Genomic DNA, 18,418 nt, shown 5'->3' on the forward strand with positions numbered 1-18,418 from the left:
CAACATGGCAACTTCAAAGAAGGGAAGGGAAATTGTCATTCGCGCTCTGCGGACAAGGCAGGGCCCGGGTCTAGACGTCTACGCATTCTTCATTCGCGGCTCGGACATCATTCGCGTGGCCGACATTTCGCGTATCGGACGAGACGAACAAGAAGGACTGAAAGGCTTTCAGCGACCGGAGATCCGCACTCATGTGCGCAGCATCGTGGAGTATCTCAATCAAGGCAGCGTGCTGTTTCCGAACGCCATTATCCTTGCCCTTTCGCCCGAGGTTCATTTCGCCGCGTCCCGCGGCACCCGTCCGTCCGGTGACGAAGGCATCGCCCAGAGCGGCACCTTGACCATCCCGATCTATGAAGAGGGGCGGCGCGTAGCTTGGATCGTTGACGGTCAGCAACGCTCGCTCGCCCTCGCACAGACAGAACGGAAAGACATCTCCGTTCCCGTCGTTGGGTTCGTTTCCGACAGCCTGGAAGTCCAACGCGAGCAGTTCATCCTCGTTAACAAAGCGAAGCCTCTACCCACGCGTCTCATTAACGAGTTGCTGCCCGAGACGCGGTCAGTGCTTCTCCCACGGGAACTCAGTGTTCGGCGAGTGCCTGCGGAATTGTGCGGCCTTCTCAACAGAGACCCTGCATCGCCATTCTTCGGGCTCATCAAGCGCCCGTCCGATGACTCTCGCGACCGCAATTCTGTCGTCACCGACACGGCGGTTATAAACGTCATCAAGAACAGCATGAACAATCCACTGGGCGCCTTGGCCACCTTCCGCCTTAGCTCGAACGGGCGCGATGGCGTCGATGTCGAAAGCATGTACGCCCTATTGGTGACTTTCTGGTCGGCGGTAAAAGTTGTGTTTCCGGACGCGTGGGGCCGTGACCCGCGCCATAGCCGCCTGATGCACTCCGCGGGCATCGAAGGAATGGGCGTGCTAATGGACCGCATCTACGCACGGCTTCAGCCCAGCGCCGACGTTAAAGCCGTCGAGAGCGAATTGCGTAGGGTCGCGCCCTACTGCCGCTGGACAAAGGGTGTCTGGGATAGCCTCGGGCTGGCGTGGAACGAAATCCAGAGTACGCCGCGCGATATTCGACGTCTGCAGAATGCACTGGTCCAGGCCTACTCGGCAGCAGGGGCCGCGCGTTGAAGTTCCTCTATTCCGACACCCAGGATTACGTCGACCCAAAGTACGACTTCCTTAACGACCGCCCGAACCCAAAGCGTGAACGGTACTGGAACGACGCCTACGCGCATGAACTCATGCGCGAGGCACCCTACGACGGCCTCCTTGTGGCTATGAGCGCAGTGCGCCAAGCCGAGGGCGTCGCTTCGTCGAAAGTGCGCTACTCGACAGCCGAAGAGCAGCGAATGCTGCGCATCGGCGCCCGAAAGTACCTGCGCTTCGATGGGCCGAAGTTCAAGGATCTGATGCTGATGGGGGATTGCGGTGCATTCGCGTACGCGGAGCACCCCCAACCCGCCTACTCGCCAGAGGAAGTGGTCGAGTTCTACCTGGACGCCGAGTTCACACACGGGGTCTCGCCTGACCACATCATCTTTGAGTGCGACTTGGAGAATCCGCCAGCGAGCGCTATGCCCGAGGCTCAGCGGCGATTTGAGATCACGCTGGAGAACGCCCAAGAGTTCATCAAACTCGTCCACCAGGAGGGTGACTTCTTCGAGCCAATGGGTGCCGTTCAGGGTTGGTCGCCGCAGAGCATGGCCGACGCTGCCGACAAACTCGTCAAGATGGGATACGGCTACTTGGCAATCGGCGGACTCGTTCCACTGAAAGTAGACGTTATCAAAACGGTGCTGGAGGCCATCAGGAACAAGATCGGCCCGGAGCCAAGGCTTCACCTGCTCGGCTTTGCGAAGGCTGATCATATTCATCAGTTCGTCCGCTACGGCATTACCAGTTTCGACTCGACCTCGCCGCTTATCCGTGCCTTTAAGGACGACAAGGCCAATTACTACATCGAGAACGGCGAAGGCGGTTTGGACTACTACACTGCAATCCGCATCCCACAGGCTCTCGAGAACAGCCGACTGATGCAGGGCGTCAAGCGCGGTTCGTTCAGCGCTGAAGACCTTGCCAAGCGAGAACGGGTCGCCCTTAAAGCGTTACGCGACTTCGATCAAGAGCGGGGCAGTATCCAGGGGACCGTGGATGCCGTAATGGACTATCACCAGTTCCTAGTCTTGGGTGAAGGGGGCGACGAGAGCGCTCACGCCAAGGCGTTGTCCAAGATCCGCGAGCGCGTGCAGCGCACACTCGAGGCCCGCCCGTGGAAACGGTGCGATTGCGCAATCTGCGAGGCCGTGGGCGTGGAAGTCATCATCTTTCGTTCCAGCAACCGGAACAAGCGACGTGGATTCCACAACCTTGGCGTTTATCACCGACACCTGAAGAGAACCCTGGAGCATTCCGCGTGAGCGTCTATCAATACTCTGCAATCCGAGCACGCCAGGCTGCGGAGCATGACGTCTTCGTCTTCGCTGCGAACCCCAAAGAGGTACTGGAATTCGCGCAGATCGAACGCGTTGGACGCTCGGACGATGGGCAACTCAAGGGATTTCAGCGGCATCAGATCGCATCGCATATCCGCGATATCCGAGACTATCTGAGCCGCGCAGATGCGCTTCTGCCCAACGCTGTGATTGTGGCCTTTATCGAGGGGGTGACAGTCAGGGACGTCGGCGACGGGCGGCTGGAAGTGTCAATTGACGCCCGCAAGACCCCTCCAGGATTTGTCGTCGACGGACAGCAACGCCTAACTGCGCTTTCTGGGCTGGACAAGCCAGATTTCCAGGTGTTCGTATCTGCCGTCGTGTGCAAGAACTACGACGAGCTTCGCCAGCAGTTCGTACTCATCAACAGCACTCGGCCGCTCCCCAAGACCCTGATTTACGAGCTACTGCCAACTGTTGAGGGCCTGCCGCAGCGGTACACGTCGCGCCGCTTTGCGGCCAGGGTGGTAGAGCGACTCAATTTCACCGGCGGCCGGGCACTGCGCGGCGAGATTCGTCAACACACCAATCCATCCGGTGTCATCAGTGACACGGCCATGCAGAAACTCGTGATGAACTCGGCCGCGCACGGCGCTATCCGCGAGTTCATCCAATACGAAGATCGTGAAGATCGTGCCGTCTCCCTAATCAACGAGTTCTTCGAAGCTGTAGCCACGGTATTTGGCGGCCAGTGGGTCGGCATGAGTCCACGCGTTTCGCGTCTTCGTCATGGAGCGGGGATCGTCGCCATGGGCTTTGTGATGGATCTGCTCCACTCCTCCCAGGGGGCGACCACCAAAGATGGCTTCGTGCCCGGGCTCGAATTGCTCAAACCCTTTACGGCTTGGACCTCTGGCACTTGGAAGATGGACGACTGCGAGTTTGTCTGGAACGACATTCAGAACACTCCCTCCGACATCGACCTCCTTACGCGTCATCTCGTGTCAGCCACAAAGCGGCAGCTTCGCAAACTGCGTCGGGCCGCCAACGCTTGAATAGTCATGAGCACTTCCGCACTCGTCTTGTTCTCCGGCGGTCAGGATTCCGCCACGTGCCTTGCATGGGCGTTGGACCGTTATGACTTCGTCGAGACGGTGGGCTTCGACTATGGTCAACGGCACAGGGTTGAAATGGAGTGCCGAGAGATCTTTCGAAGCGAACTGCGGAGTCACTTCCCTGCATGGGGCGGGAGACTTGGCGATGACCACCTTCTGGATCTAGGACTTCTTAGCCGAATTAGCGACACAGCACTCACCGCCGAGAAGCAGATTGAGTTCGACGAATCAGGGCTTCCGAATACGTTTGTTCCAGGCCGCAATCTCTTGTTCTTCACTCTGGCCGCCGCGATTGCCTACCGTCGCGGCCACAAGATCCTCGTGGGCGGGATGTGCGAGACTGACTATTCGGGCTATCCGGACTGCCGCGACGACACGCTCAAAGCTCTTCAGGTAACACTGAATCTTGGTTTGAACTCTCGCCTTGTCGTTGAGACCCCGCTTATGTGGATCGACAAGGCCCGCACGTGGACACTCGCCCAACAACTTGGCGGAGACGCGCTAGTTGCCCTCATACGAGAGAAGACGCACACCTGCTACCTGGGCGATCACGAGACTTGGCATGACTGGGGCTATGGCTGCGGGACTTGCGCGGCCTGCGAATTGCGTCTCAGAGGCTATGAGGCATTCGCCCGCGAGGAGGGAGCCAAATGAACCAACCGGTTATTGTGACCCAGGCGACGGCGGGGTTTGAGGCGGCGCGCCAAGTGGACGTATTACCCGAAGGACATCGGTGTCGCTCACTGCACGGCCATAGCTTTCAGGCCACTGTGTTCGCTGAACTGCCAGAAGGCTTTGCCGCTTATCCAGGCGGCGAAGTCGACGCACTTAGCGCCCGTCTCGACGAGTGCGTGTCTCAGCTGAACTATGCGTATCTCAATCGTGTGATGCCGCAACCTACCGATGAGAACATCGCGCGATTCCTCCGTGAACAGTTGAGGATTCCGGGTATCGATCGTGTCGCGATCCAGAGTACGACAATGCAGGGAGTGGATCTGAATCGGGAGGGACAGGCCCACGTGTGGCGGCGATTCCGATTTCAAGCAGCACACCGACTTCCGAACGTACCGCTAGGGCACAAGTGCGGCCGAATGCATGGCCACGGTTTTGAGGCGATCATCCACGCAAACCAAGACCTTGGAACTCGTCCATTAAGCACTGACTACGACCACCTTGATTCCGTGTGGGCACCGTTGCACGCGCAACTTAACTACCAGTGCCTAAATGAAATCGAGGGCCTCGAAAACCCAACTAGCGAGAACCTGGCCGGGTGGATCTGGCGGCAACTGAAGCCCGCACTGCCCGAGCTATCTTGGGTGACCGTTTTTGAGACGGCATCTTGTGGTGCGCACTTCGACGGCGAGAACTACCGCATCTGGAAGGAATTCACACTCGATAGCGCCGTGCGTTGCGAGCGCGCCCCGGAAGGCTCAGATCGTAACCGTACGCACGGTCACACTTATACGCTTCGACTCCACCTTGACGCACCACTGAACGAGATCCTCGGTTGGACCGTCGACTTCGGTGACGTCAAGACCATCTTCGACCCAATCTTCAAGTCTATCGACCACCAGATGCTCAATGGGCTCCCGGGATTGGCTGACGGGAACGCGGCCAGCGTGGCACGATGGATTTTGGATCAGGCCCGACCAAAACTTCCTCACCTCTCCCGCGTCGATCTTCACGAAACCCCCGGCACCGGTTGCCTCATAGCAGATAACCTCGACGGTCCGACAATGCCGGTCTGACCAACACTAAAGGCTGATTTCGCGAGGAAATAACACATCACTTACCTCGACTACCTGGAGTTGTAGCCACAGCGACCTTCTAGCCGACCCGAATGAGAATCATGCGGGGAGTCACGCCACCACCTACCTCGACCTCCACTGCTGCCAACATACGGGTACTTGACACCTGCACACCAGTGTCAAAGCCAACAAGAGTCGCTACCTCCGTTCTCGATCATCTCTGCTAACCCCCTTCTCGACCTGGCACCTGCCGCCCTTTTTCCCTCGGACTCCAGTCCACCGACAAAGGTGCCACCATTCTTTCCCTTATACAAGCCTGACACATCGTCGAGCAATTCGCCGGAATACTCAAGCCCGTCCGCACTCGCTTATAGACAAAAAGCTCAGCGTAACTCGGCGAAACGCCGCATCCATCACACTTGCCATCGCGGCACAGAACGATCCACCGATGGGTTAGCCCGATCTGCCCGACCGCCTGAAAATCATTTCGCTCAAAGAAATCGAACGCAAACTGGGATGTAGCCCACGAAAGGAGATCGCGCTTGCCCGCATTGCACGACAAACAGGCAATCGCCCAGTTCTTCGCCTCCGGTGGGTCATCACCGATGTGCTTGGGCAACATATGCTCCAAGCTCTCTTCAACGTTGGGATCACTAAAGAGCGCCCCGCACCAAATACAACGCCCACCTTGCCTTCCCATAACCTTTGTGTACAACGGGTAGTCCGACTTAAGCGTACCGATCTTCGCCACCTGCGCCCTCGCGGCAGTTGCTGTCAGACCCCGAAGTTTGGCGATATTAATGATCAGATTACGAAGTTCCGCTTTGCTTTCGCTCGAGATCTGAATACCCAATTCTCCCAGATGCTCGTCGATAAGGGCGTCGTAACTCACGTTTGCAGGCGCGTGCAACGCCTTCTCCGGAATCAGCGTAAACAATATAGAGTGCCGAATTGCCGGTTCTAGACCGGCAGTGAGACTTTCCAAGGGTTTCCCCAAGGTTCGCGCCCAATCCACCAAGGCAGCGAAAAGAGTCGGCCACGAATCTGATCTGCCCCTTACGCCCTCCAAGAAATAAGTGTCACTTCTGAGCACCTGGGACACGAGGGAATTTAAGATCTCGCTCGACATTTCTTTTTCTTCTCACTTGAACCAAGAATCGGCCTTCCAATTTTTCGCAACGCGCCCTTCTATCTTCCCGTCATTGATGAGTTTAGATAGCAGCTTGCGCAATTCATCTCTACCCTGATTAGTATCAAGACTAACCTTCTCCCAGGGCACGCTCCACATGTCGACCGGGACATACGCCAAGTTCGTGCGGACCACGTCCTCAAATGCCACCCTGAGCGATTCCACCCTCTCCTCCATCGACGCCTCTGGAGCAACTTTCCAGTGCGACTTCATTTGCCCGTCGGCCTCTATGAGAAGCGCTTCCTGCAGAGCCCACAGACTGGCACCAATGAAGAATCTGTTCCCCTCGTATTTCTTCCAGTAACTGTTTGGATAATGATCCCGGACAATTCCCCAAAATAAGCAGAAAAAGTCAAACCAAATTTTACTGGAACGCCACTCGCTTCGGGCTTTATTTGCATTTTCGGTGGAGAACAGGCTCTTCGCAATTTGAACGAAGGAGTTGCGCTGGGCCGTGTACCACACCTTCGCTACGCGCTTAATGGCGGCATACCCCAGGAGATCGCTTTTTGCGGATTTTTCTCCGACACCCATGTCAATAAAGTTGCTGAATGGGCTCTGGTCATCATAAGCAACCATACTCATGATTTCCACTTCGGTCATCTTGACGCCAGCCTGATTTAACCTACCCCGCAACTGTGATTGCTCAACCTTCGACAGACTCAGCGCGGCAATTGAAGTTATCAGCGAGGGAGGAATCTTCTTAGGCTTGATGTTTACCACGGTGAACTGGAAAACCTGCTCCGACCATGTCGCGTCGTAAAGACCGCAGACCATAAACGGCAATCCTTTCGGTCCAAATTTTGCTCCCGCGGAAATCCTGTGTTGGCCATCGATCACCATTGCCGGTTTTACGTAGTCCGCGATCGCGTCTCGAAAGGCCGGATTGACCCAGTTCTCTTTATCCCTTAGGAGATCTCGCATCTTGGCAAGCGTTTCGGTGCCGAGATGAACGGAGATGTCTGTGGCGCCGCCGTTTTCTTCCTCGTCTTCAATCTCGTCAAGATCTTGGTCATCGTCTTCCGAAACCTCCTCTTCCGATTGTTCAGCGTCTGCGCCCAAACGTTGTTCAATATAAGAAAGGGCTTGCTCGAAGATCGCGTCAGTTTTCATGGCGTCTTCGTCCATCTCGATCTCTAATTGGGTCTCGACGACTTCGCCAACGGGCATCTCGGTGTTTGCGAGGACACATCTTCCAATGCCGGTGTCCGCACGGAGCGCAATGATGACTGCGGTGGGACTGCAGTTAGCCGGGTTCTGGAAGAACGGTACGATCGAGCGATTGATGCGGTCGTCGTCCTTAAATCGCTGATAACCAGTGAGCAACTCGTCGGACTTTCGAGGGATTCCGGCCCATGTCAAGACGTCACCCGCGTTTGCAACGAATGCAACCTGAATCGGTGACTTGGCCTGCTGGCGAAAGGCGAAGACTGAGTAAACCAGTTTCATTGTAGGAGTCTCGATAGTTGGACTGGGTTGAGATTCAAAGCCAGCGTAGAACGCGGCGCCCTAAATTGAATGTGAATGCAGTTACGACTGCAGATGTTCTTTTAAAGGAAACCGGGTTCACCGTCACCTTGTAACCGGGCAAAACCAGTTGCGGAAAATAGTTGTCGAGCACTTGTGACCTCTGGCTTCGAAAGCTCCTTTGCTTCTAACGCGAAAACGGAACCCTGTGGCCTCGAGCACTCAGATGTAAGGGAACCACACGGGCTCCTCTAACCCACCGAGCAACGCGATTGCGCAACCTTCCGATCTAGTCAGAAGTAGGCGGGATATTCGCAATGGCCGTCAAGGTGGACATGGGGCTTAGCCAAGAGAGGGGACCAGGCCCTCGCTTGGGACCATTCTTGATTTGGCGCACGAGGTGGCAAATCAGATCCTCCGTGCGCTCACACAGACAGACCCGTGGGCGCGTTCTTGGCGCGACTGGTCGCGTCACCTGTCGGATGCGAGGAACCTGGCCAACACCACCATCGCCCACGTATCCATCGCGCAGTACCTCCTCAGCGCCCCCTCCAGCTCCGCCCGCCTCGCCTCGCCGGTCTCCGGGGCGATCGCCTCCAGGTACGCCGCCTGCGCAGCCGCGCCGTGCTGCACTTCGTCGAGCAGGCCGTAGTCGACCCCGCCGGGGATCGTGGGCAGCACCGCCTTGATCGAGCGCGAGCCGCACATGTCGGGGTGGTAGTAGTGCGCGCGCACCAGCGGCAGCAGGTCCACCAGGCGCCGGGCGATCCGGTTGAGCGGCCTTGCCAGGTCGGGGAACTCGCCGGCGAGCGCGCGCAGCACGCTGCGCTCGAAGCCGGCGTTGTAGACGATGACCGGGCCTGCGGCCGGCAGCTCGCGCGCGAGCGCTTCGGCGCAGGCGCGGCGCGGGTCGGCGCCGCTCAGGTCCAGGAAGGCGGCTTCGCGCACCTGGCCTTCGTCCGACGGCCCTTCTTCTGATGACCCTTCTCCCGGCGGCCCTTCCTCGATCTGGCACGACCACTGGAACGGCAGCTGCTGGTAGGGCCGGGTACCGGGCCACTGGGGCACGGCGAAGCCGATCGTTTCGAAGTCCAGGTAGGCGCGCGGCCAGCCCAGCCCGGCGAGCTTCTCGGCGGCCTGCGGCTCGAGCAGCGGCGCGCCTTCGCGGGTGACGCGGGCGATCATGGCCAGCTCGGGGTCTTCGATGCGCCCGGGCGGTACGCTGCGCAGGTCATCAAAGCCTTCGGCCAGCAGCTGGGCGGCCAGCTTCTTGCCCTTGGTATTGGGCAGCAGCGTGACCGGGTACTCGGGCTGCGGGCCCGCTAGACGCGCGCAGTGCGCCTGGAACGGGCAGTCGAAGGGCGAGCGGCACTGCTCGCCCATCGCGATGGCGGGCTCGTCGCCCTGCAGGATGCGTTCGGCCTCGCGCACCCAGCGCGGCACCTGGTCGAGCAGCGGCTCGGTGGCGGCGGTGAGGTCCTCGCGCGCGAACAGGCCCGCGTAGTCGGAGCCGCCGGGCCAGATCCAGCTGGTGTCCACGTGCCACTGCTCCACGCCTGCCAGCGGCGCCAGGGGGCCGGCCGCCCAGGAGTCGTCCTTCAGCTGCCCCTGCAGCACCCAGCGCTGGATCGCCACGTCGGCCAGGTGGTAGTCGCGCACCGAGCTGGTCGACTTGACCTCGGCGAGCCGCCAGCCGCCGGGCGCGGGCAGCAGCAGGTCGGCGCGCACCAGCACGCCGTCGCGCTCGAAGGTGGCCTCGTAGAGCGGGCGGCGCGGCGCGGCGGCGAGCAGCTCGCGGGTGAGGCGCAGCGCCTCGGCCAGGTCGGGCCGGTCGGTGCCGGGCACGCGCGGGTCGATCAGCGTGCCGCCGGGCGCCAGCGTGCGCGCGACCTCGCCCACCCGGTGGCCGGCGGCGAATACCAGCTGGGTGACGGCCGAGTCTTCGCGCAGCTCGGGGTGGCGGACCTGCAGCCACAGGCGTTTGGGGCACTGCTGCAGGTCTTGCAGGCGGGATTTGGAGAGGCGGGGCATGCGCGAGGGGGTGGCCGGGTCAGGGGGGAGTATGCGGCGGGTGGGGCTCAGGGGGTGAGCCTGTTGGGGTCATCTCATAACCGATATAAGCTGGTGACCCACGTTCGCCAGCACTCGAGCCTGGCAGAGGAAATCGCGCGGGACGCACGAACATGAGCAGGATGAGAAGGGAAGTGATCGGCGGAACCGAGGTCTTGTGGAGCTCGGACAACATCTACGCGGACATGGGCATCCCCAATGCCGAGAGGTTCCGGATCAAGGCGGACCTGGCCATCGAGATCACCCTGGCGATCCGCCGGCTCGGCCTCACGCAAGACGCGGCCGCCAGGCGCATGGGCATCCCCCAGCCCCGGGTCTCCGCGCTGACGAACGGCGACTTCACGAACCTGTCCGAGCGCAAGCTGATGGATTGCCTGACGCGGCTCGGTTACGACGTGGAAATCTCCGTGAGGCCGGCGCGCGAGGGGACGGGGCGGCTCACGGTAGCGAGGGGCTGACTGGGGGCGGGCCAGGATCCGGTTTCAGGCCGCGGTTAGCGACACCGCGTGCTGCGGGAAGGCCTTGAGCAACTTGCTGTCCATCGTCACGAGCTTCACGCCCAGGCGCATGCGCACGGCCAGGTTGCTGCGGATCACGGGCGCCCCTCTCGCTTAGTAGCGTCGACGTCCGGCGCCTCGAACCGGGTCCTTTGCAGTGCGGCCCGCAAGGCGCGGGCACGGGCCAGTCTTTCGCCAGGGTCGATCCGCCGAGGCAGCAGCACGGTCTCCAGGCACGCGATCGCTTCGCTGCTCAGGCTGCGCCTATGCAATTTCGAGGAGGCCTTCAGGCGCTGGTACACCTCGTCGGGGATGTTCTCGAGGGTCAGGGTCGTGGGCATGGGAAGCTCCCGTGCAAGTGCGGCAATATGGTTCGGTTGCGCATGCCCGTCAAACTTCGGGCCGATTCTTTGCCCCCAGCCTGCCTCTCTGCCCCGCTCTGCCGCGCCGAGCCTCGCCCGTAGAATCCCGGCATGACCCCCGCACGCTGGCGCCCCCGCGCGATCACCCTCGACCTCGACGACACGCTCTGGCCGGTCGGCCCCACGCTGGTCGCGGCCGAGCAGGTGCTGGCCGACTGGCTGCGAGACCGCGCGCCGCGCACCGCGGCCGGCTACGGCGCCGAGACCCGGGCCGTGATTCGCAAGCGACTGTTGGCCGAGCATCCGCAGCACGCGCACGACATGAGCTTCCTGCGCCGCGAGGGCCTGCGCCTGGCGATGGCCGACGCGGGCGACGATCCGGGCCTGGCCGACGAGGCCTTCGCGATCTTCCTGGCGGCTCGCCAGCGGGTCGAGTTCTTCGAAGACGTGCTGCCGGTGCTGGCCCGCTGGTCGGCGCGATTCCGGCTGGTGGCGGTCAGCAACGGCAATGCCGACGTTCGCGCAGTGGGGCTCGGCTCTTATTTTTCCGCCGCAGTGAGCGCTCACGAGGTGGGCTGCGCCAAGCCCGATCCGCGGATGTTCCACGAGGCCTGCCGGCTGGCCGGCGCCGCGCCGGAAGAGGTGCTGCACATCGGCGACGACCCGCATCTCGACGTGCTCGGCGCGCGCCGGGCCGGGCTGCAGGCAGCCTGGGTGCGCCGGCCGCAGTTCGTCCATCGGCACCCGGCCGAGGGGCTGGGGCCCGAGGTGGGGCCGGCGTTCGAAGACCTGCGCGCGATCGACGCGATGCTCGCGGGGTGAGGGGCCGGAGCTCGGCTGCCTCCGAAACGGCAATCCGAAGGGACCCGCCGGGCAGCGACGTCAGGCAGCCCGGGCCGCCTCGCGCGCCTTCTCCCGCGCCAGCTTCCTGAACGGAACCACCTCGATGCGCCTGGCCTCCTTCAGGACCTGGGCCACGTCGTACTGCCGTTGCAGCCTAAGCCAGAAGTCGGGATCGTTGCCGACCGCCTTGGACAGGCGAACCGCCATCTCCGGGGTGATCCCCGACTTGCCGCTGACCACGTTGTTGAGCGCCTGCCGCGTGACACCGAGGGCGCCGGCCGCTTCGGCCACCGTCAACCCGAACGCCTCCAGGCACTCCTGGCGGACGATTCGGCCGGGGTGAGAGGGGTTCTTCATCTGCACTAGCCGATCCGGATCGCGGCAGGTTTCCGCAGCGGGTTGACACCGAACCCAGAATGTAAAGCGTCGCTTGTCACTTTACAACATGCACGGGGATGCGCCTGCCCGGCCGAGTTCCATCCCGGCGCACTTGCCGAGACCCTCGGCCGAACGGACTCGGCCTTCTAGCCAATAGCCGCAAACCCGTTGGCTAGACAGACTTATTCCGACGCGGGCTCGCCGCGCGTGCATGCAGGGCCCGGCAACGCCTTGGCACGCAAGCTCCCTGGCCTGATACATATCAATAATGATACACTTCGATCCGTCGTCGAGCCCGCCGTCGACTCTCGTCGCGCGGTTCTACCGCGGGACGTCCGGTCGAGAGCCCGTGCGGGACTGGCTGAAGTCGCTCCCCCAGGAAGAGCGACGGCAAATCGGCGCGGACATTCGCACGGTCCAACTGGGCTGGCCCATCGGCATGCCGCTCGTGGGGCACCTCGACGGCCAGATATGGGAGGTCCGTACGCAACTTGCACACCGGATCGCCCGCGTGCTGTTCGCTCAGGTCGGAGGCGAAATGATCCTTCTCCATGGCTTTATCAAGAAGGATCGCAAGACGCCGAAGCCTGACCTGGACCTGGCCCGAAACAGGTTGAAGAAGCTCCGGAGCGCCTCATGAAACGCAACCCTCACCTTGGCTCCACGTTCGACGACTTCCTGCAGGAAGACGGAAGCTACGACGAGGTGCAGGCGATCGCTGTGAAGCGCGTCCTCGCCTTCCAGGTCGAGGAAAGCATGAAGAAGGCCGGCCTCACCAAGACCGAGATGGCCCGGCGCATGCGGACCACTCGCGCGCAGCTGGACCGGCTGCTCGACCCGGACAATCCGTCCACGACGCTGCAGACGCTCGTGCGGGCAGCGGGGGCGGTGGGAAAGCGCCTGCGGATCTCGCTGGTCAAGGCTTGATGATACGTACGTTATAGCGTACGCTCGTGGGCTCTCGGAGCCCCCATGTCCACCCTGACCGCCAGCGAAGCCCGCGCGAACCTGTACCGCCTGATGGACGAAGCGGCGGAGTCGCATCAGCCCATCCATATCACCGGCAAGCGAACGAATGCGGTGCTGATCGCGGCCGAGGACTGGCAGGCGATCCAGGAAACGCTGTTCCTGCTGTCCGTACCGGGCATGCGCGAATCGATCAAGGAGGGCATGGCGGAGCCTCTCGACGAAAGCGCCCGGGAACTCGACTGGTGACCTGGACGGTCGTCTTTGCGAAACACGCGCTCAAGGACGCCAGGAAGCTGGCGGCGGCAGGCCTGAAGCCCCGGACCGAGGAACTCCTGAAGCTGCTGGCCGAGGATCCGTTCCGGAACCCGCCACCCTACGAGAAGCTGGTCGGTGACCTTGCCGGCGCCTGGTCGCGCCGCATCAACATCCAGCACCGGCTGGTCTACGAGGTCTTCACCGAGCGAAGGACCGTGCGCGTGCTCCGGATGTGGTCCCACTACGAATGAACCGGCCAAGCTCCCGCGCCGGCATCCCCTGGATCTCGCACAACAAGCCGTGCGTGACCGCCCCCAGCCGGAACCTGGCCACCAGCTCCTCCTCGAGCCGAACCAGCAGGCTCGCCGCCATCTCGGCGTCGGCCAGCGCGCGGTGGTAGCGGCCGGCCACCGGCAGGCCGGCGAACTCGACCAGCGTGCCCAGCTTGTGGTTGGGCGCATGCGGAAGCAGCCTGCGCGCGAGCAGCATCGTGCAGGCGAAGTCCTGCGTGCGCGAGCGGCCCGCGCGGGCCAGCTCGGCGTCCCAGAACTTTCGGTCGAACGACGCGTTGTGCGCGGCCATCGGATTGCCGCCCACGAAGTCGGCCACCTCGCGCATCACCCTGGCGGCCGGCGGCGCGGCGCGGACCATCTCGTTGCTGATGCCGGTCAGTGCCTCGATGAAGGGCGGCACCCAGGCGCCCGAGTTCATCAGGCTCTGGTAGCGGTCGACGACCACGCCGTCGCGCACCAGCACCGCCGCGATCTCGGTGGCGCGCGCGCCGTGCTCGGGCGAGATGCCGGTGGTTTCGAAGTCGATGACGGCGATGGTGTCCATCAGCTCTGTTGCGCCAATCGGTGAACAGTGAATCTCGAGGGTCAGGGGCGCTCGTCGCCCTCTCGCGGAGGAACGCCGCCTTTGCGCCGGAGGATCCGCCGGAATGCTTCGAGATCCGCGCGGCCCTTGCGCTCGGCGAAGTAGGCCGCCGTGTTCATCGCTGCCAGTTTCTCGGCCACGGCGGTTGCGACGAACTGGTTCATGCTGATGCCCTCCTCGCGCGCGAGCTTCTCGACGGCCGCTTTCAGCGACTTCGGAAGGCGCAGCGAACAAGTCGAGGTTTCACCCATGTCTGCAAGCTCCGGATCTCGCCTGTGCACCCAGCCTGTGCACCCAATTGACGCGTTCTGGACAAACGCGGCCGATGCGTCACATGGCACTTGGCGAGCTGGAATGATCGCATGCCATCGCAAGCCTACTTCCAGCGCAGATCGAGCTTCCTGCGCGAGGCCACGTAGTCTCTCGAGTAGAGGTTGATCAAGCTCTGGAAGGGAATGCCGACCTCCTCAGAGATCGCCTTGCAGTAGTCGATCGATTCCAGGTCCAGGCGGATCGTGATCTGCTTCTCGGACTGCGACGCGTACGGGCTCTTCCTCGACTGGCTGAAATCGTATTCCTTGCGCATTGGTGCACCTTCAAGCCGGCCAAACCGCCGCATGACTCCCCGGCGGCATCGAAGGCCTGGCCCACCCCGCCGGCGTGCGCGACAGCAGCGCCGCATGCCGCACCGCGGTCAGCTCGCCGAAGCCCGATGCCGAGGTCTCCAGGTAGGGCCCGAGCTCGGGCTTGCCGGCCGAGAAGCCGTCGGCCACCCGCCCCAGCCCGCGCAGCCAGTGGCCGGTCTGCGCGAGCGACACGCGCACCAGCCAGCTGCCGCCCTCGAGCTGCTGGCGGCGCAATGCGGCCGCGGCGCCGAAGGCGATCAGGTAGCCGGTGGCTTGGTCGAGGATCTGCATCGGCAGGGCTCGCGGGGTGGGCTCGGCTGCCTTGCCGGCGGCGCCAGCGGAGCCGGCAGCCGCTGCAGCCGCCGCCGCCTCGCCCTCGGCCCGGTTGAAGCCCATCGCGGTCTGCACCAGCGAGTCGAAGCCGCGCCTGCCCGCCCACGGCCCCTCCGTGCCGTAGGCCGACAGCGACACGCACACGATGCCCGGCCGCTTGCGGGCCAGCTCCTCGGGCCCGTAGCCGAGCGAGTCCAGCCCGCCCGGCCGGTAGCCCTGCACGAACACGTGCGCGTCTTCGAGCAGCCGGTCCATCGCGGCGCGGCCTTCCGGCTCGCGCAGGTCGACCAGCGCCGACAGCTTGCCGCGGCTGGTGTCGGCGATCGCCTCGATGTTGGGCAGGTGCGGCGCGTTGACCAGCATCACGTCGGCGCCGTAGGCGGCGAGCGCGCGCCCGCCCACCGGGCCGGCCAGGATGCGGGTGAGGTCCAGCACGCGGATGCCGGCCAGCGGCGGCGCGTCGTCGGAGAGCGCGGGCAGGGCATGCGACGGCGCATCCCCGATCCGCTCGATCGTGAACAGCGGCTGCGCGGCCACCGCCCTGCCCTGCGGCGTGGCGTCCCACTCCTCGAAGCTGCGCAGCGCGGTGGCCACCAGGCCGGCCTCGGCGGTGGCGGTCTCGAAGTCCAGCGCGCGCCAGCCGAGCATCGCCTGCTGCGCGTCCTCGCGCGTGGCGGTGGCCGGGTCCAGCCCCATCAGCCGCAGCGCGCCCTCGCGGTGGTGCGCGAAGTTGGCGTGCACCCGCACCCAGCCGTCGGCGCAGCGGTACAGGCCCGAGAACTTGTCCCACAGGTCGGGCACCTGGCCGTCGATCGCGAACCAGCCCAGGCACTCGATCGCGGCGTGCAGCATGTCGACCGAGACCTGCTGGCGGCCGAAACCGGCGGCGGCCGACCCCGCGCTCGCCGAGCCGGCGCCGCGCCCTGTCTCCAGCCTCAGCGCGCCCAGCTCGCAGGCCGCCAGCGCCGCTGCGGCGATCGTGGCCTGCGCCGCGGTGCCCACCGCGAACGACGAAGGCAGCACCGGCTCGCTGCCGGTGAGGCGAACGTGCCCGAGGGCGTCGGTCGGCAGCCCCGCCAGCTGCCAGAGGTCGGCAAGGACCTTCGCGGAATCCGGATCGCGCATGGCCGAAGTCTGCCACCGCTTGCGATGCTTGCGTCCTAAACTCGGCGACATGGCCCGAATCGTTCCCGAAGAGATCGACGCCGCGAAGGCGCGCGGCCAGGCGCGCCGCGAGATCGAGACGCTGGAGGCGCTCGAGCGTGAGCTGTCCGCCGAGTACACCGTGTACCACGGCGTGCACTGGGCACATTCGGACGCCTCCGCCGCCTTCTACGGCGAGATCGACTTCGTGGTCGTGAACCGTTGCGGCCGGGCGATCGCGATCGAGCAGAAGAACGGCGGGCTGGAGTCCGACGGGCAGGACCTGCTGAAGCGCTACGGGACCGGCGCGAAATCGGTGAGCGCGCAGGTCGGCCGCAACCTGCGCGGCCTGATGCGCGAGTTCTCGCGCCGCTTCCCGAAGGGCGGGCGGCTCGACATCGACCACCTGCTCTACCTTCCCGACCACGCGCTCGCCGGCCCCACGCCGGCCTCGGTGGACCCGGCTCGCGTCGTCGACGCGCGCTCGCCCGAATCGCTGGCGAAGCGTATCGAGGCACTGTTCGACGAGCGACCGATGCCGGCGAGCCAGGGCGCCACCGGTCTGCGGCCTGCCGACGCGTCGGACGTGCACGCCTTCCTGTCCGAGCGGCTGGACCTGGTGCCGAGCATCGACGCGATCTCGCGCAACGCGCGCGAGCAGTACGCGCGGCTGTCCGGCGGCCTGGCCACCTGGGCGCGCCGCCTGTCGATGCAGCCCTTCAGGCTGCGGGTGCGCGGCACCGCCGGCTCGGGCAAGACGCAGCTGGCGCTGGCCGAGCTGCGCGCCGCGCACGAAGCGGGCCGCAGCGCGCTCTACCTGTGCTTCAACCGGCCGCTGGCCGACGCGATGCGCAAGGCGGCGCCGAAGCCCGGCACCTGCATGACCTTCCACGAGCTCGGCGACCGGCTGCTGAAGCAGCGCGGCGAGCCTGTGGACTACGCGCAGCCGGGCGCCTTCGAGCGGCTGGCGGACGCGGTGGTGGCGGCGGCCGGCGGCGCGAGCGATGCGCACCGCGACCCGGATGCGCGCGGCGCCGCGGTCGACGACCTGCGCGCCTCGGTCGACTTGCTGATCGTCGACGAGGGCCAGGACTTCGAGCCGCGCTGGGCCGAGGCGCTGGAGCGGATGGTGGCGCCGGCGGGCCGGCTGCTGTGGCTCGAGGACCCGTCGCAGAACCTGTACCGGCGCGAGTCGGCGGCGCTGCCCGGCTGGGTGACACTGGAGTCGCCGGTCAACTACCGCTCGCCGCAGGTGATCGTGGCGCTGGTCAACATGCTGGGCCTGGTCGATCACGAGGTCGAGGCGGGTGGCGCGGTGCACGGCTTCGAGATTCCGCTCACCGAGTACGCCGACCGCGGGCCCGGAGCCGCCGACGGCGATTGCGGGGAGCCGGAACCCTTCGGCCTCGACCGCTGCCGCACGATCGCCGAGCCACGGCCGTCGGCGGGTGGCCGCGAGGCGCCGGGTGATCGCGGAGCCGCCGCGACCGGGTCACGCGCCGATTCGCGCGCTGATTCGCTGCACGCCCGGACCGACCAGGCGGTCGGCGCGCTGCTCGACGCCGGCCACGCCCCGGCCGACATCGCGGTGGTCTGCTGGCACGGCCTGGCGAGCTCCCGGATCGCCGGCGCAGACGAGATCGCCGGCCTTCGCACCCGCCGGTTCGCGGGCCGCTACGACGCCGACGGAAGGCCGGTGTTCACCGACGGCGAGCTTCAGCTCGAGACGCTTTTCCGGTTCAAGGGCCAGGCCGCCGACTGCGTCGTGATCACCGAGATAGACTTCGACGACTGGACCGACGACGTGCGCCGGCGGCTGTTCGTGGCGCTGACGCGGGCGCGGCTGAAGGTGGCCTTGGTGGCGTCGGCGCGGGCGGCGCAGGCGATTTCCGAGCGCCTTTCCTGATCGGACGCCACCCCTGCGGCCACTCGCCGATCAGCGCTCCGGTTTGCGTGCCGTCGGCACCGGAAGGCGTCGTCCCTTGGCCCTGGCCCGTAGCCACTCCCGCATTTCTTGCCACGCAATCGTTTCGCCGCTGGCGAGGATCTCCGCAAACCGCCGGTCGGCTTCGCGGAGAAGATCCGCCCGACGTGCG

The 18,418-nt window shown here is 64.1% G+C and carries 21 protein-coding genes; 12 read left to right on the forward strand and 9 right to left on the reverse strand.

What is annotated here, in order from left to right:
* The first annotated feature begins 4 nt into the window (after positions 1-4).
* From dbpB (M6I34_RS11225) to M6I34_RS11245, 5 genes are read left to right on the forward strand one after another with little or no spacing between them, the layout of a single operon-like run.
* Positions 5-1,147, forward strand: a complete 1,143-nt coding sequence (gene dbpB / locus M6I34_RS11225; RefSeq protein WP_272485769.1) for a DGQHR domain-containing protein DpdB — start codon at positions 5-7, stop codon at positions 1,145-1,147.
* On the forward strand, positions 1,144-2,436 hold the full coding sequence (dpdA, locus tag M6I34_RS11230; protein ID WP_272485770.1) for a tRNA-guanine transglycosylase DpdA: 1,293 nt from the start codon (positions 1,144-1,146) through the stop codon (positions 2,434-2,436). Before dbpB (M6I34_RS11225) ends, dpdA begins: the two co-directional genes overlap by 4 nt.
* On the forward strand, positions 2,433-3,506 hold the full coding sequence (dbpB, locus tag M6I34_RS11235; RefSeq protein WP_272485771.1) for a DGQHR domain-containing protein DpdB: 1,074 nt from the start codon (positions 2,433-2,435) through the stop codon (positions 3,504-3,506). The genes dpdA and dbpB (M6I34_RS11235) overlap by 4 nt, the downstream gene beginning before the upstream one ends.
* 6 nt (positions 3,507-3,512) lie before the next feature.
* Complete coding sequence (queC, locus tag M6I34_RS11240) at positions 3,513-4,220, forward strand: 7-cyano-7-deazaguanine synthase QueC (RefSeq protein ID WP_272485772.1); 708 nt, start codon at positions 3,513-3,515, stop codon at positions 4,218-4,220.
* Positions 4,217-5,314 carry a 6-carboxytetrahydropterin synthase gene (locus M6I34_RS11245; RefSeq protein ID WP_272485773.1) on the forward strand — a complete coding sequence of 366 codons (1,098 nt, stop codon included), beginning with the start codon at positions 4,217-4,219 and terminating at the stop codon, positions 5,312-5,314. The genes queC and M6I34_RS11245 overlap by 4 nt, the downstream gene beginning before the upstream one ends.
* 223 nt (positions 5,315-5,537) lie before the next feature.
* On the opposite strand, the gene M6I34_RS11250 is transcribed toward M6I34_RS11245, so the two are convergent.
* The 3 genes from M6I34_RS11250 to M6I34_RS11260 form a co-directional block, all read right to left on the reverse strand.
* On the reverse strand, positions 5,538-6,251 hold the full coding sequence (locus M6I34_RS11250) for an HNH endonuclease (protein ID WP_272485774.1): 714 nt from the start codon (positions 6,249-6,251) through the stop codon (positions 5,538-5,540).
* A 204-nt stretch (positions 6,252-6,455) separates the two neighbouring features.
* On the reverse strand, positions 6,456-7,952 hold the full coding sequence (locus tag M6I34_RS11255) for a ParB N-terminal domain-containing protein (protein ID WP_272485775.1): 1,497 nt from the start codon (positions 7,950-7,952) through the stop codon (positions 6,456-6,458).
* Positions 7,953-8,441: 489 nt separating this feature from the next.
* Positions 8,442-10,001, reverse strand: a complete 1,560-nt coding sequence (locus M6I34_RS11260; RefSeq protein WP_272485776.1) for a DUF2779 domain-containing protein — start codon at positions 9,999-10,001, stop codon at positions 8,442-8,444.
* 161 nt (positions 10,002-10,162) lie between these two features.
* Here M6I34_RS11260 and M6I34_RS11265 point away from each other — a divergent pair, with 161 nt between their 5' ends.
* Positions 10,163-10,498, forward strand: a complete 336-nt coding sequence (locus M6I34_RS11265; protein WP_272486661.1) for a helix-turn-helix domain-containing protein — start codon at positions 10,163-10,165, stop codon at positions 10,496-10,498.
* 134 nt (positions 10,499-10,632) lie between these two features.
* On the opposite strand, the gene M6I34_RS11270 is transcribed toward M6I34_RS11265, so the two are convergent.
* Complete coding sequence (locus M6I34_RS11270) at positions 10,633-10,878, reverse strand: FitA-like ribbon-helix-helix domain-containing protein (RefSeq protein ID WP_272485777.1); 246 nt, start codon at positions 10,876-10,878, stop codon at positions 10,633-10,635.
* 132 nt (positions 10,879-11,010) lie between these two features.
* Here M6I34_RS11270 and M6I34_RS11275 point away from each other — a divergent pair, with 132 nt between their 5' ends.
* Positions 11,011-11,721: an HAD family hydrolase gene (locus M6I34_RS11275; protein ID WP_272485778.1), complete on the forward strand. Its 711-nt coding sequence runs from the start codon at positions 11,011-11,013 to the stop codon at positions 11,719-11,721.
* 60 nt (positions 11,722-11,781) lie between these two features.
* Here M6I34_RS11275 and M6I34_RS11280 read toward each other — a convergent pair whose 3' ends face one another.
* A complete protein-coding gene (locus M6I34_RS11280; protein WP_272485779.1) occupies positions 11,782-12,099 on the reverse strand; it encodes a HigA family addiction module antitoxin in 318 nt (105 codons plus the stop codon).
* Positions 12,100-12,388: 289 nt separating this feature from the next.
* On the opposite strand from M6I34_RS11280, the gene M6I34_RS11285 reads away from it, so the two are divergent.
* The 4 genes from M6I34_RS11285 to M6I34_RS11300 are packed head-to-tail and all read left to right on the forward strand — an operon-like array spanning position 12,389 to position 13,595.
* Positions 12,389-12,760: a type II toxin-antitoxin system RelE/ParE family toxin gene (locus M6I34_RS11285; protein WP_272485780.1), complete on the forward strand. Its 372-nt coding sequence runs from the start codon at positions 12,389-12,391 to the stop codon at positions 12,758-12,760.
* A complete protein-coding gene (locus M6I34_RS11290; RefSeq protein ID WP_272485781.1) occupies positions 12,757-13,047 on the forward strand; it encodes an XRE family transcriptional regulator in 291 nt (96 codons plus the stop codon). Before M6I34_RS11285 ends, M6I34_RS11290 begins: the two co-directional genes overlap by 4 nt.
* A 45-nt stretch (positions 13,048-13,092) precedes the next feature.
* Entirely contained in the window at positions 13,093-13,335 is a 243-nt protein-coding gene (locus tag M6I34_RS11295; RefSeq protein ID WP_147705128.1) for a type II toxin-antitoxin system Phd/YefM family antitoxin, read from the forward strand.
* Positions 13,332-13,595 (forward strand): Txe/YoeB family addiction module toxin, encoded by a 264-nt coding sequence (locus M6I34_RS11300; protein ID WP_272485782.1) that lies wholly within the window; start codon positions 13,332-13,334, stop codon positions 13,593-13,595. Before M6I34_RS11295 ends, M6I34_RS11300 begins: the two co-directional genes overlap by 4 nt.
* On the opposite strand, the gene M6I34_RS11305 is transcribed toward M6I34_RS11300, so the two are convergent.
* The 4 genes from M6I34_RS11305 to M6I34_RS11320 form a co-directional block, all read right to left on the reverse strand.
* Entirely contained in the window at positions 13,543-14,181 is a 639-nt protein-coding gene (locus tag M6I34_RS11305; RefSeq protein WP_272485783.1) for a 3'-5' exonuclease, read from the reverse strand. The two genes, M6I34_RS11300 and M6I34_RS11305, sit on opposite strands and share 53 nt — an antisense overlap.
* A gap of 41 nt (positions 14,182-14,222) precedes the next feature.
* A complete protein-coding gene (locus tag M6I34_RS11310) occupies positions 14,223-14,471 on the reverse strand; it encodes a YlcI/YnfO family protein (RefSeq protein ID WP_272485784.1) in 249 nt (82 codons plus the stop codon).
* Positions 14,472-14,596: 125 nt separating this feature from the next.
* Positions 14,597-14,806, reverse strand: coding sequence for an antitoxin (locus M6I34_RS11315; protein ID WP_272485785.1), 210 nt, complete (start codon positions 14,804-14,806; stop codon positions 14,597-14,599).
* A gap of 10 nt (positions 14,807-14,816) precedes the next feature.
* Positions 14,817-16,304, reverse strand: coding sequence for a CoA transferase (locus M6I34_RS11320; RefSeq protein ID WP_272485786.1), 1,488 nt, complete (start codon positions 16,302-16,304; stop codon positions 14,817-14,819).
* 49 nt (positions 16,305-16,353) lie between these two features.
* On the opposite strand from M6I34_RS11320, the gene M6I34_RS11325 reads away from it, so the two are divergent.
* Entirely contained in the window at positions 16,354-18,228 is a 1,875-nt protein-coding gene (locus tag M6I34_RS11325; protein ID WP_272485787.1) for an ATP-binding domain-containing protein, read from the forward strand.
* The last annotated feature ends 190 nt before the right edge of the window (positions 18,229-18,418 follow it).

Source organism: Zeimonas sediminis (genome assembly GCF_023721795.1).
Lineage (GTDB): Bacteria > Pseudomonadota > Gammaproteobacteria > Burkholderiales > Burkholderiaceae_E > Zeimonas > Zeimonas sediminis.

Coding starts and splice junctions, on each gene's coding strand:
- M6I34_RS11320 (WP_272485786.1), bottom strand. CDS start 16,304: ATGCGCGATCCGGATTCCGCGAAGGTCCTTGCCGACCTCTGGCAGCTG.
- M6I34_RS11260 (WP_272485776.1), bottom strand. CDS start 10,001: ATGCCCCGCCTCTCCAAATCCCGCCTGCAAGACCTGCAGCAGTGCCCC.
- queC (WP_272485772.1), top strand. CDS start 3,513: ATGAGCACTTCCGCACTCGTCTTGTTCTCCGGCGGTCAGGATTCCGCC.
- M6I34_RS11280 (WP_272485779.1), bottom strand. CDS start 12,099: ATGAAGAACCCCTCTCACCCCGGCCGAATCGTCCGCCAGGAGTGCCTG.
- M6I34_RS11295 (WP_147705128.1), top strand. CDS start 13,093: ATGTCCACCCTGACCGCCAGCGAAGCCCGCGCGAACCTGTACCGCCTG.
- M6I34_RS11310 (WP_272485784.1), bottom strand. CDS start 14,471: ATGGGTGAAACCTCGACTTGTTCGCTGCGCCTTCCGAAGTCGCTGAAA.
- M6I34_RS11255 (WP_272485775.1), bottom strand. CDS start 7,952: ATGAAACTGGTTTACTCAGTCTTCGCCTTTCGCCAGCAGGCCAAGTCA.
- M6I34_RS11285 (WP_272485780.1), top strand. CDS start 12,389: ATGATACACTTCGATCCGTCGTCGAGCCCGCCGTCGACTCTCGTCGCG.
- M6I34_RS11275 (WP_272485778.1), top strand. CDS start 11,011: ATGACCCCCGCACGCTGGCGCCCCCGCGCGATCACCCTCGACCTCGAC.
- M6I34_RS11315 (WP_272485785.1), bottom strand. CDS start 14,806: ATGCGCAAGGAATACGATTTCAGCCAGTCGAGGAAGAGCCCGTACGCG.
- M6I34_RS11265 (WP_272486661.1), top strand. CDS start 10,163: ATGAGAAGGGAAGTGATCGGCGGAACCGAGGTCTTGTGGAGCTCGGAC.
- M6I34_RS11305 (WP_272485783.1), bottom strand. CDS start 14,181: ATGGACACCATCGCCGTCATCGACTTCGAAACCACCGGCATCTCGCCC.
- M6I34_RS11325 (WP_272485787.1), top strand. CDS start 16,354: ATGGCCCGAATCGTTCCCGAAGAGATCGACGCCGCGAAGGCGCGCGGC.
- dbpB (WP_272485769.1), top strand. CDS start 5: ATGGCAACTTCAAAGAAGGGAAGGGAAATTGTCATTCGCGCTCTGCGG.
- M6I34_RS11245 (WP_272485773.1), top strand. CDS start 4,217: ATGAACCAACCGGTTATTGTGACCCAGGCGACGGCGGGGTTTGAGGCG.
- M6I34_RS11270 (WP_272485777.1), bottom strand. CDS start 10,878: ATGCCCACGACCCTGACCCTCGAGAACATCCCCGACGAGGTGTACCAG.
- M6I34_RS11290 (WP_272485781.1), top strand. CDS start 12,757: ATGAAACGCAACCCTCACCTTGGCTCCACGTTCGACGACTTCCTGCAG.